Raw genomic sequence first — 12,165 nt, forward strand, 5'->3', positions numbered from 1 at the left:
TAAAAAAAAGGAAAAAACTAGACAAATTAGTCTAAAATATGTATTATGTAAATAAATAGTGAACAAAAGAAGGCGGGGATTGAGTATGAAAAATTTATTAAAGATAAAAGTAGATGAATTTAATGCAAAAATGTTTATGAGAGATATATTAAATTATTGCAGAAAAGAACTTACGGCAAAAGATATATTATGGTGGATTGAAGGAAAAAATGAAAAAGATATATTAAAATTTAATCCAAAGGGATGTTTAGAAGAGCAATTTTTCAACTATATAAAACAGGCAGGAAATAAATTAAATATTCCATTCTTTATTCATGGGAATGTAAAAACTGGTGAAATGGTAAACATGAATGGTGAATATATGTATGTAAATATGGAGTGTGGAGAAGAATTAAACACAGTTGGAATTGAGATTGAAAATATGGGAGGCAGTTTTTTAATTAGTACAATTGCTGAAGATGGAGCAAAAAATATAGATTATATAAAAAGTAAATATAGAGTAGCATAAAAAATTTTAAAAATAGATTTTATAGAAAAGATAAATTGGGAAAATATAAAAGGGTATTGAGATGGAGAATATTAAATGTAAACTTAACTTAATCTAAAAAGATAGAGGCTTAAAGGTCTCTATTTTTTTACTTTAAGAAAAAAAGTAGAAGAAAATGGTTTAATTTATTAATATTAATTAAATAAAAAATAAATTTTACATTTTGCATTTTAAATTTTCAATTTAAATACATATATTGTTGATAGAATATGGAATAATAAAAATAAAAACTAAGGAGAAATAAATATGAGTAGATTAGAAGTTATAGAATTAAAATATGAAATGAATGGAAATGAATTTCCTGTAAACCTTGCAGTTGTAGAAGATGAAAATGAAATGGTATTAGTAGATTGTGGATTACCAAATTCTTTTGAATTAATAAAAGAAAAGATGGCAGAAAAAAATCTAGATATAAATAAACTTACCAAAGTAATAATAACGCATCAAGACCAAGATCATATGGGATCTTTAAAAGAAATAAAGGATAATGTAAAAGGTGTTCAAGTATTAGCATCTGAAGAAGAAAGTAAATACATAAGTGGTAAAGAAGAATTTTTAAGAATTCAAAATATAAATAAAGCAATCAACAATGTTGATGAAGAAACAAAAAAGACTATGGAAGCTTTTAAAGCTAGAGTTAGCTCTGTTCAAACAGTAGAAGTTGATAGAATAGTTAAAGATGGGGATATATTAGATATAGCTGGAGGAATTGAAATAATAGAAACTCCAGGACATTTACCAGGACACATTTCAGTATTAATAAAGAAAGAAAAAGCATTAGTAACAGGAGATGCACTAGTTGTTGAGAATGGTGTATTATTAGCTTCAAATCCACAGTATACTCTTGATATGGAAATGGCTAAAAAATCAATTAAGAAATTATTAAATTATGATATAGAAACACTTATATGTTATCATGGTGGAATTTTTAGTGATAATGTAAAAGAAAAGATAAGAGAATTTTAATAAAAAATAATAAATTTATATTAAGTAGAACATCCTAAAACTTTTTTTCATATAAATAAAGAAAATGAATTTTCATGGAGAAAGATATGAAGAGTAGAAATAGGGTTACTATTCAATTTATTGTAGAAGAAATATATGTTTTTAGTGCATCATGTATTGCAACCGTTAAGGTAGATAAGGATTGTTATGAAATTATTGATGAAAACTATTGTAAGGATATTGAAGACTTAGAAGACATAGAATTAGTTGAAATATTAGTCGATAATTATGATGATGAAGAAGTTCCTAGTGAAGATGATATAACAGAAGACTATATTCAAGAAATAATAAAGATAAGTTTAACTTAATAAAATAACTATGGTTAAAAAAAGAATATATAAGTGAATATTAAATGGTAAAAAATAGATGCAAAGAAGTATTAAATTTATAAATCTATAAAATTAATTATTAATTAAAAAGTAAGAATAAAATTAAAAAGTATGCTAATATTAATAATATTGGCATGCTTTTTTAATGTATAAAAATAAACTAAATTACTTAAAGTAATAATATATTAAAAAAGTAAATTAGAAAATGGAGTAGATAACTTCATTACGTGCTATAAAACAAAGGATAAAAAAGGAGTGTAAAAATGAGCTGGAATCTTCATTTATTTTATTTAATTAATGGACTGGCGTATAAGAGTGTTTTATTAGATGACATCATGATATTCTTTACAAAGGTTGTTCCTTTTATATATGCAGCAATATTACTTATTGTATTTATAATGGGAATCGTAAAGAAGGATGCAAAACTAAGAAGAGTTGCCGTAAGCACAGGGATATTTACAGTTATAAACTTAATAGTAAGTTCTATTATAGGATTAATTTACTTTGAAAAGAGACCATTTGTATCGCATAAAGTAAATTTATTAGTTCCACATAAGGCAGATGCTTCATTTCCAAGCGATCACGTTATAGGAACATTTAGTATCGCATTAGGACTTGGAAGAGCAAGTCAAATATTAAGTGGATTAATGACAATAGGAACAATTTTTGTAGCGTTCTCAAGAGTATTTGTTGGAAACCATTATCCAATGGATGTTATAGGAGCATATATAGTTGTAATCATTATGAATATAATTTATGTTAAATTCTTAAGAAAACCAATTGAAAGAATTTATATGAATTTCGATAGAAAAATATTTAGATAATAGAAGTAAAGGAGTGTACTATAAAATAGTACAGTCCTTTTTTTCTTTTGATTAAATTTATGAAAGGAAATTAAGGTGGAAATTAGGTTAAAAACCAGTAGAATACGGTGAATTTTAAAGATTATTATAAAAAAATATACTAATTAAGTAGATAAAGGTATATAATAAAAAAATATGACTAAAATTTTGAGGGGATTTACATAAGAATAAATATATAAATAGAAGGTGATTAAATGACAGTAGTTAAAGACTTCTTACCTATTAGTAGAGAAGATATGGAAAAATGTGGGTGGGAACAATGCGATTTTATAATAGTAACAGGAGACGCATATATTGACCATCATAGTTTTGGAACTGCAATAATTTCAAGAGTATTAGAAAATGCAGGATATAAAATTGGAATAATAGCTCAACCGGATTGGCATAATTTAGATGATTTTAAGAAGCTTGGAAGACCAAGACTTGGATTTTTAGTTAATGGTGGAAACATGGACCCAATGGTAAACCATTATACTGTAAGTAAAAGATTAAGAGAAAAGGACCTTTACTCACCAGGTGGGAAAATGGGACTTAGACCTGATAGAGCTACTATAGTTTATTGTAATAAATTAAGAGAAGCGTTTAAAAATATAAATATAGTCATTGGTGGTATTGAAGCAAGTCTTAGAAGAATGGCTCACTATGATTATTGGAGCAATTCAGTAAGAAATTCTATTTTAATAGATTCAGGAGCGGATCTTTTAGTATATGGAATGAGTGAAAAGCAAATAGTAGATGTTGCAAATGCATTAAATGATGGATTTGAAGCTAAATACATAAGACACGTAAACGGAACTTGTTATATTGTTGATTCGTTAGATGAATTATATGGAGATTATGTATTATTACATGATGTTAAAGAAATTGCAGAAGATAAAGTTATCTATGCAAAAGATTTTAATATACAAGATGAAGAACAGGATCCTATAAGAGGAAAACAACTTGTTCAACCACATGGGAAAAGATATGTAGTTGCTAATAAACCTGAAATGCCTTTAAATAGAGAAGAATTAGATGAAGTATATGGATTACCATATATGAAAAACTATCATTCAATCTATGAAAAGGATGGAGGAATTGCAGCAATTGAAGAGGTTAAATTTAGTATAGTTTCTTCAAGGGGATGTTTTGGTGATTGTAATTTCTGTGCAATAACATTCCATCAAGGAAGAACAGTTCAAAGTAGAAGTGAAGAATCAATATTAGAAGAAGCTAAAGGTATAACTGAGCTTAAAGACTTCAAAGGATATATCCATGATGTTGGTGGACCAACAGCAAACTTTAGAAAACCAGCTTGTGATCATCAACTTACTATTGGAGCTTGTAAAAAGAAAAAATGTTTAACTCCAGGAGTATGTAAAAACATGGAGGTAGATCATAAGGAATTTGTACATCTTTTAAGAAGTGTTAGAAGCTTACCAAAGGTTAAAAAAGTATTTATTCGTTCAGGAATAAGATATGATTATGTAATGGCTGATAAAGATGATACTTTCTTTAAAGAGTTAGTTGAGCATCATGTAAGTGGACAGTTAAAAGTTGCACCAGAACACGTTGCACCAGAAGCACTAAAATATATGGGTAAACCATCAGGAGAAACTTATGATAAGTTTAGAGAGAAATTCTTTAAACTTAGTAAAAAGGCAGGAAAAGAACAATATATAATTCCATACCTTATGTCAAGTCATCCAGGATGTGGACTTAAAGAAGCAATAGAACTTGCAGAATATTTAAGAGATACAAAATATCAACCAGAACAAGTGCAAGATTTCTACCCAACACCAGGAACACCATCAACTACAATGTTTTATACAGGACTTGATCCAAGAACATTAAAACCAGTATATGTTCCAAAATCAAAAGAAGAAAAAGCTATGCAAAGAGCACTTCTTCAATTTAAAAGACCTCAAAACTATAATTTAGTTTATGATGCATTAATGCAAGCAGGAAGAGAAGATCTTATTGGAAATGGACCTAAGTGTTTAATTCAATCAAAAGAACAAAGGTATCTTGCTAGTATGAGAGGTAAGTCAGCTAGTTTTAGAGGAAAATCTGCAAAAGGTAAGTCAACTAGTAAGAGTGGAAATACAAATAGCAGACAAAATGAAAACGGAAAGAAAAAACATGGACCTAAAAAAGGTAAGGGAAGTTTTAAGAAAAAATAAAAGGTGCTTAGCACCTTTTTTTTAGCTCAAAATATATTAGACTGATAAATAGATAAAAAAGAGGAACTTAAATTGCCAAAAAATAAGAAAAATAGGATTTAGAGTATAAAAATTCAATAAATTTACAAAAAATGAACAATAAATATAAAGTGATAATAAATTTAAAAAACGTTTAAATATACACAAATTGGATTGTAAATGTTTACTCGTGGTGCTAGAATCATAATTGGAAACGTTACCGAAAGTCTTTTAAATTAATAATGGTTCTATTATTAAATAAGATGTAGAAAAGTAAGAAGCAGTTATTTAATAATACAAAACAGAGTTAAGCTAATTGAAGAAGGTAACACGTAATAATAAAATATTTATTCGATTTAAATTCTAGAGGAGGCTTTATCAATGAAGAAAAAAGCAATAATTGCTATTATAGTTGCTGCCGTTGTTATTGTAGGTGGTATTGTAATAGCTACAAGTGGTAGTAGTGAAAAAACTATAACTGTACAATCCTATTTAACTCAACCTGAAGTAAATGCACTTCAGCCAATAGCAAATGAATGGGCTAAGGAAAATCATGTAAAGGTTAAATTAGAATTCCAATCAGGATCAGATTTCCAAAATGTTATGACAGCAATGAAAACATCTAATGGACCTGATATTGTATATGGTATTCCAAATGATAATATTGGTACTTTTGTTAAAGGTGGATTATTAGCAAAAACACCAGAAAATCTAATTCCAACTAACCAATTTACTTCGGCTGGATTAATAAAAGCTGGTGAAGTAAATGGAACTCAATATGGTGAACCAATAGCAGAAGGAACTACAGCATTATTCTATAATAAGAAAGAAGTTCCAACACCACCAGCAACTATGGAACAATTAATCCAAGAAGCTAAGACTAAGGGATTCCAATATAACTTAACAAACTTCTACTATTCATATGGATTCTTAGGAGCTAATGGAGGATACATCTTTAAAGAAAATCCTAACGGAACTTTTGATACAAATGATATCGGATTAAATAATGCAGGAGCTGTAAAAGGATATGAATTCTTAGATAGTTTAGTTAAAGATAAATTAATGACTATAAGTGATACTGATACTGTATCTATGTCTAACTTTGAAGCAGGAAAAACTGCATTCTATATTGGTGGACCATGGAATATAGCAGATCTTAAAAAATCAGGTGTTGACTTTGGAGTAGCTCCATTACCAACATTAGATGGAAAAGCAATCCCAGGATTATCAACAGTTCAATTAGCAATAGTAAGTGAAAAATCTAAAGATCAAACATTAGATTGGAGCTTAATTAAATACTTAGATGAACATGGACAAGATGTAACTACATCAGTTGGTTCAAGAATCCCAGTATTAAGTGCTGAAAACAATAGTGCAACTGTTAAAAATAATCCATATATTAAAGGATTTGAAGATCAAGCTAAAAACGCAACATATATGCCAAGTGTTCCAGAAACAGCAGCCGTTTGGACTCCAGCTGGAAACAACTTAACATTAATGGTTGAAGGAAAAGAAACACCACAACAAGCAGCAGATAAAACTGTAGAACAAATTAAACAAGGTATAGCACAACAAAATCAATAGTAGTTAAAGTTTATACTTTTAATTAGTTTTAAAAGTATAAACTTTAATAAATTTTTAGAAAATTAGAGAAAGGAAAGTAAAGAATTATGGGGAAAAAAGTAGAAAATCCAGAAGTTGAACAAACTAAAAAAAATGGTAGAGAAGCATATAAATACTTAGCACCAGCTCTTACAACTATTGCAGTATTATCCTGCATACCAATGCTATATACATTATATTTATCTTTTACTAACTCAACTCAATATACTCAGGGAGCACCTAAGTTTGTTGGATTAGCAAATTATCAATCAGTAATAACAGGACCATTCCATAATATATTTATTCCAGTATTTTTATGGACAGTAGTATATGCATTATTTGCATGTTTTGGAGGGTACATAGTAGGGTTACTATTAGCTATCTTAGTAAAAAATAAAAACCTTAAAGAAAGTGCAGTATATAAAGCAATATTAATAGTTCCATGGGCATTGCCTGCAACAATTGCAATAATGTCTTGGCAAGGTCTTTTAAATACTCAATATGGTAATATTAATATTGTTTTAGAACATTTGCATATAATTTCTACTCCAATTCCATGGTTAAATGATCCATTTTGGGCAAGAACAGCTATTATTATAGTTACCATTTGGCTTGGATATCCATTCATGATGAATGTTTGTTTAGGAGCATTAACATCAATACCACAAGAGTATTATGAAGCAGCAGAAGTTGATGGAGCTAGTAAATTTACTCAATTTAGAAAAATAACATTACCATCACTAGTAAAAACTTCATATCCACTTTTAATATCAAGTTTTGCATTTAATTTTAATAACTTTGGGGCGGCGTATTTAATAACGCAAGGGAATCCACCAAGACTTAATACACAGTGGGCTGGATATACAGATATATTATCATCAAGTATATACAAGCTAGCTATTAATTTTGGACAATATGGAATCGGTTCCGCTCTTAGTATATTAGTATTTATATTAATAGGAACAATTACAGCAATACAAATGAAAAAATCAGGTCAATTTGAGGGGGTAGAATAAAATGGCAAAAGTAAAATATAAAGAAAAGTTAACCCCAAGAGAAAGAATTGGTGCATGGGTAACAAGAATAATATTATGGGTAGTTTGTTTGATTGTATTATATCCTGTAATAGCAGTACTCTCTACATCAGTAGCAAAGGGAAATACATTTGTTCAAACATCTATATTTCCACAAAGTTTCACATTAGATAATTATAAATTTGTTTTAACACAAACAGACTTCTTATATTGGGTAAAAAACTCAATGATAATTTGTATTTCTGTTTCATTAATACAATTAGTTCTTACAGCAACATCAGCATTTGCCTTTGCAAAGCTAAAATTTAAAGGAAAAAAATATGGACTTATATTTTTATTAGTTCTACAATTATTCCCTTCAATGATGGCTTTACCAGCAATATTAACATTTGCATATAGCTTTAATTTAGCAAACCATATGTGGTTTTATATTTTACTTCAATGTGGTGGTAGTGCATTTAATATCTGGCTTATGAAAGGATATATGGATGGGTTACCAAATGAATTGATGGAAGCAGCAGAAGTTGATGGAGCAAGCACATGGCAAACATTTACTAAAATTATATTACCTTTATCAAGAAATATGTTAATAGTAATATTTATCTTTACTTTCTTAGGAACATATAGTGAATTCGTATTTGCATCAGCATTATTTAATGGATCAACTCATGAAACAGTAGCAACAGGATTACAAAGTTTCATAACAGGACAATTCTCAGCAAACTGGACAAAATATGCAGCAGCAGCAATTATGGCATCAATTCCAATAACAGTTATATATATGGCTTTCCAAAAATATATTTCTGAAGGATTAGTTGCAGGTTCAGTTAAAGGATAAATTGAAAACAAAGTAGTTAAAATGCTAAGGAGGCAAATTTTATGGCAGGGTTAAAATTAAAAAATATATTTAAAATTTATAGTAATGGATTTGAAGCAGTAAAAGACTTTAATTTAGATATAGAAGATAAAGAATTTATAGTTTTTGTAGGACCATCTGGATGTGGTAAAACAACTACTTTAAGAATGGTAGCAGGACTAGAAGCAATAAGTAAGGGTGAACTTTATATAGGAGATAAGCAAGTTAATAACTTACCTCCTAAAGAAAGAGATATAGCAATGGTATTCCAAAACTATGCATTATATCCTCATATGACTGTATTTGATAATATGGCATTTGCATTACAGTTAAGAAAAATGCCAAAGGATGAAATTGATAAAAAAGTTAGGGAAGCGGCAAAGATACTAGATATAGAACATCTTTTAGACAGAAAACCAAAAGCATTATCAGGAGGACAAAGACAAAGGGTTGCAATGGGAAGAGCTATAGTAAGAAGTCCTAAGGTATTCTTAATGGATGAACCTTTATCAAACCTTGATGCTAAACTTAGAGGTCAAATGAGAATTGAAATTTCAAAATTACACAGGGAATTAAATACAACATTTATATATGTTACACATGACCAAGTGGAAGCTATGACATTAGGGACAAGAATAGTAGTTATGAAAGATGGGGAAATTCAACAAATAGACACACCAAGAGGTATATATAATAATCCAGCAAATATGTTTGTTGCAGGATTTATAGGAAGTCCTCAAATGAATTTCTTATACGGAAAATTAGATTCAAGAAGTGCAGAAAAATTCTTATCGGTACAAGGATCAAATGAAGTTAAACTTAGAAAAGAGCAATGTGAAAAAGTATCTAACTTTGGATCTAAGGATGGAGAAGTTTTAGTTGGAATAAGACCAGAAAAAATACATTATGAAGATGCCAATATTCCAGCAGAAGAATGTATAAATTTTAAAGGAAGACTAGAACTTATTGAAAACCTAGGTGGAGAAATTTGTCTTCATATAACAATAGGTGAAAAAACAATAATTGTAAAAAAACAAGGTGAAACTGAAATGCTAGTAGGAGATAACATTGATTTAAAGATTAATGTTAAAGACCTTCATATTTTTGATGAGGAGACTCAAATAACAATATTCTAATATTAATGATATAATCTTAGTACTAATATATTTTGGTGAAAATAACAATTAGTATGGAGGAACTTAATATGAATATAAAAGATATAGCAAAAATGGCAGGTGTTGGAGTAGGAACCGTGTCAAGAGTTTTAAATAACCATCCAAATGTAAAAGAATCTACTAGAAAAAAAGTAATGGATGTAATAAATGAGATAAACTATATTCCAAATAAAAGCGCAGTAAATTTAAAAAAGAATTCAGTAAATTCAAATTCTATAGGCGTTTTAATAAGAGGAGTATTTACACCGTTTTTTTATGAAATGGTAACTATAATAAATAAAATATTATCTACTGATGGATATAATATAGTACTTAGACAAAATGACTTTGTTGAGGCTGGGGATAATGAAGTGAGAAGAGTTATAAGTCTTTGCAAATCAGTAAATTTAAAAGGATTAATATACTTGGGGTGTGATATAGATATAATATCAGATGAAACTTTTAAAGATGTTGAAGTACCACTTGTATTAGTGTCACCAAATAAATCTTATGTAGATGATAATATAACAAATTTCTCATCAGTTTGCATAAATCAAGTAGATTCATCTAAAATAGCAACTAAATATTTAGTTGAAAAAGGTGCTAAAAATATTGGAATTATATTAGGGGCAAATGATAATTCAATGATTAGTAGCCAAAGATTTTTAGGGTATAAGAAAACACTTTTGGAAAATAATTTAAAATTCAAAGAGGAAAATGTAGCTTATGGAAGTTATACGGCAGAAGGTGCTTATGAAGCAACTATAGAGTTGTTAAAGAGGGGGCAAAATATAGACGGAATATTTTGTACATCAGATATTATGGCAACAGGATGTGCAAAAGCTATTATTGATTCAGGATTTGAAGTTGGTAAAGATATATTTTTATCAGGATTTGATGGAATGGATATAGCTAAATTTTATAATCCAACAATAACTACGGTTATTCAGCCTATAGAGGAAATGGCAGAAATAGGTGCTAATATGATTATTGATTTAATAAAAAATAAAAGTTCTCATAGGCATATAGAATTAAAAACAGAGTTATCAAAAGGTAAGTCATAGAAGATTGAAGAGGGGGCTATCGTGGATGCCCCCGTTAATAGAATAAGATGGAGGGATTATAATGAATAAAAGAAGTAGTGGGATTTTACTTCACATATCTTCTCTTAACAATGATTTTGGAATCGGTTCATTTGGTAAGGAAGCATATGAATTTGTAGATTTTCTAGTTAGAAGTGGACAAAAATATTGGCAAATACTACCTCTAGGGCATACGAGTTATGGAGATTCACCATATCAATGTTTTTCATCAATAGCAGGAAATCCTAATTTTATAAATTTAGAAACACTTAAAAATGAAGGATTACTTTTAGAAGATGAATATATAGATGTAGACTTTGGTGAAAATAGAGAAGAAGTCGATTATGGAAGATTATTTAATGTAAGAGAAGGAATTTTATATAAGGCATATGAAAGATTTAAAAAATTAGATGATAAAGAATATTATAAATTTATAGAAGAAAATGAGTTTTGGGTAAAAGACTATAGTGAATATATGGCTATAAAAGAGGAAATGGATTTAAAAGCTTGGAGAGAGTGGGATAAAGATATACGAAATAGGGAAGACAAAGCTCTTAAAAAATATAGAAAAGCCTTAAAAGAGAAAATTGACTTCTATAAGTTTATACAGTATGAGTTTTTTAAACAGTGGAAAGAATTAAAAACTTATGCAAATGAAAGTGGTATAGAAATCATCGGAGATTTACCAATTTATATTTCAGAAGATAGTGCAGATATGTGGGTAAATCCTAAAATGTTTAAAGTAGATAAGGATAATAATCCTAAGTTTGTAGCTGGATGTCCACCAGATTGTTTTTCAGCAGATGGACAACTTTGGGGAAACCCTATATATAATTGGGCTGAAATGGAAAAAGAAGGATTCGCTTGGTGGATAATGAGAATTAGAGAAAATCTGAAATTATATGATGTATTAAGATTAGATCATTTTATTGGATTTAACTCTTATTGGCAAATACCAGCAGAAGATGAAACAGCAAGAAATGGTAAATGGACCAAAGGACCTGGAATAAGATTATTCAATAAGATTAAAGAGGAACTTGGTGATGTAAATATAATTGCTGAAGATTTAGGTGTTATAACAGATGAATTTTTAGAGTTTAAAAAGGAAACTGGATTTAAGGGGATGAATATTCTGCAATTTGCTTTTGGTGAGTATAACTCAAAAGATTTACCATATAACCATAAAGTAAACTCTGTTTCTTATGCAGGAACACATGATAATGAAACATCAAAGGGATGGTATTTAAATAATAAATTTAATAAAGATGGTAGAAGAGCAAAAGAATTTTTAGAAATTAATAATGAAGATGAAATAGGATTTAAAAATATAAAAGCTATTTGGTCATCTCCAAGTGAGGTATCAATAGCCACAATGCAAGATCTTTTAGAGATAGGAAATGAAGGAAGAATGAATACTCCATCAACGCTAGGTGGTAATTGGTGTTGGAGAATGAAAGAAGGAGTATTAACAAAAGAATTAGAAAGAAAGTTATATAATCTTACAAGATTATAT

Annotated in this window: 10 protein-coding genes and 1 pseudogene; all 11 read left to right on the top strand. The window is 28.7% G+C overall.

Annotation, left to right across the window (positions count from 1 at the left end; all coding sequences use genetic code 11):
- Nucleotides 1-85 precede the first annotated feature (85 nt).
- Nucleotides 86-508, top strand: a complete 423-nt coding sequence (locus Q0W06_RS01545) for a hypothetical protein (protein WP_297630406.1) — start codon at nucleotides 86-88, stop codon at nucleotides 506-508.
- A gap of 285 nt (nucleotides 509-793) precedes the next feature.
- Complete coding sequence (locus Q0W06_RS01550; protein ID WP_297630408.1) at nucleotides 794-1,513, top strand: MBL fold metallo-hydrolase; 720 nt, start codon at nucleotides 794-796, stop codon at nucleotides 1,511-1,513.
- 86 nt (nucleotides 1,514-1,599) lie between these two features.
- Nucleotides 1,600-1,860, top strand: a complete 261-nt coding sequence (locus tag Q0W06_RS01555) for a hypothetical protein (RefSeq protein WP_297630411.1) — start codon at nucleotides 1,600-1,602, stop codon at nucleotides 1,858-1,860.
- Nucleotides 1,861-2,144: 284 nt separating this feature from the next.
- Nucleotides 2,145-2,705 (top strand): phosphatase PAP2 family protein, encoded by a 561-nt coding sequence (locus Q0W06_RS01560; RefSeq protein WP_297630414.1) that lies wholly within the window; start codon nucleotides 2,145-2,147, stop codon nucleotides 2,703-2,705.
- A 233-nt stretch (nucleotides 2,706-2,938) separates the two neighbouring features.
- Entirely contained in the window at nucleotides 2,939-4,906 is a 1,968-nt protein-coding gene (locus tag Q0W06_RS01565; RefSeq protein ID WP_297630417.1) for a YgiQ family radical SAM protein, read from the top strand.
- A gap of 399 nt (nucleotides 4,907-5,305) precedes the next feature.
- On the top strand, nucleotides 5,306-6,508 hold the full coding sequence (locus Q0W06_RS01570) for a maltose ABC transporter substrate-binding protein (protein ID WP_297630420.1): 1,203 nt from the start codon (nucleotides 5,306-5,308) through the stop codon (nucleotides 6,506-6,508).
- A gap of 86 nt (nucleotides 6,509-6,594) precedes the next feature.
- On the top strand, nucleotides 6,595-7,542 hold the full coding sequence (locus Q0W06_RS01575; protein ID WP_297630423.1) for a sugar ABC transporter permease: 948 nt from the start codon (nucleotides 6,595-6,597) through the stop codon (nucleotides 7,540-7,542).
- Nucleotide 7,543: 1 nt separating this feature from the next.
- Nucleotides 7,544-8,398, top strand: coding sequence for a sugar ABC transporter permease (locus Q0W06_RS01580; RefSeq protein ID WP_297630426.1), 855 nt, complete (start codon nucleotides 7,544-7,546; stop codon nucleotides 8,396-8,398).
- A gap of 41 nt (nucleotides 8,399-8,439) precedes the next feature.
- A complete protein-coding gene (gene ugpC, locus Q0W06_RS01585; protein ID WP_297630429.1) occupies nucleotides 8,440-9,552 on the top strand; it encodes a sn-glycerol-3-phosphate ABC transporter ATP-binding protein UgpC in 1,113 nt (370 codons plus the stop codon).
- 68 nt (nucleotides 9,553-9,620) lie between these two features.
- Nucleotides 9,621-10,634: a LacI family DNA-binding transcriptional regulator gene (locus Q0W06_RS01590; protein ID WP_297630432.1), complete on the top strand. Its 1,014-nt coding sequence runs from the start codon at nucleotides 9,621-9,623 to the stop codon at nucleotides 10,632-10,634.
- A gap of 61 nt (nucleotides 10,635-10,695) precedes the next feature.
- Nucleotides 10,696-12,159 (top strand): annotated as a pseudogene (gene malQ, locus Q0W06_RS01595) (4-alpha-glucanotransferase); the annotation flags it as partial.
- Nucleotides 12,160-12,165: the final 6 nt, after the last annotated feature.

Source organism: uncultured Clostridium sp. (assembly GCF_947072515.1).
In the GTDB taxonomy this organism is placed as follows: Bacteria; Bacillota; Clostridia; order Clostridiales; family Clostridiaceae; genus Clostridium.

Bases quoted from the DNA above. Each gene is read 5' to 3' on its own strand.
- Q0W06_RS01570 (WP_297630420.1), top strand. From the start codon at position 5,306: ATGAAGAAAAAAGCAATAATTGCTATTATAGTTGCTGCCGTTGTTATT.
- Q0W06_RS01580 (WP_297630426.1), top strand. From the start codon at position 7,544: ATGGCAAAAGTAAAATATAAAGAAAAGTTAACCCCAAGAGAAAGAATT.
- Q0W06_RS01575 (WP_297630423.1), top strand. From the start codon at position 6,595: ATGGGGAAAAAAGTAGAAAATCCAGAAGTTGAACAAACTAAAAAAAAT.
- Q0W06_RS01555 (WP_297630411.1), top strand. From the start codon at position 1,600: ATGAAGAGTAGAAATAGGGTTACTATTCAATTTATTGTAGAAGAAATA.
- Q0W06_RS01560 (WP_297630414.1), top strand. From the start codon at position 2,145: ATGAGCTGGAATCTTCATTTATTTTATTTAATTAATGGACTGGCGTAT.
- Q0W06_RS01590 (WP_297630432.1), top strand. From the start codon at position 9,621: ATGAATATAAAAGATATAGCAAAAATGGCAGGTGTTGGAGTAGGAACC.
- Q0W06_RS01545 (WP_297630406.1), top strand. From the start codon at position 86: ATGAAAAATTTATTAAAGATAAAAGTAGATGAATTTAATGCAAAAATG.
- Q0W06_RS01565 (WP_297630417.1), top strand. From the start codon at position 2,939: ATGACAGTAGTTAAAGACTTCTTACCTATTAGTAGAGAAGATATGGAA.
- ugpC (WP_297630429.1), top strand. From the start codon at position 8,440: ATGGCAGGGTTAAAATTAAAAAATATATTTAAAATTTATAGTAATGGA.
- Q0W06_RS01550 (WP_297630408.1), top strand. From the start codon at position 794: ATGAGTAGATTAGAAGTTATAGAATTAAAATATGAAATGAATGGAAAT.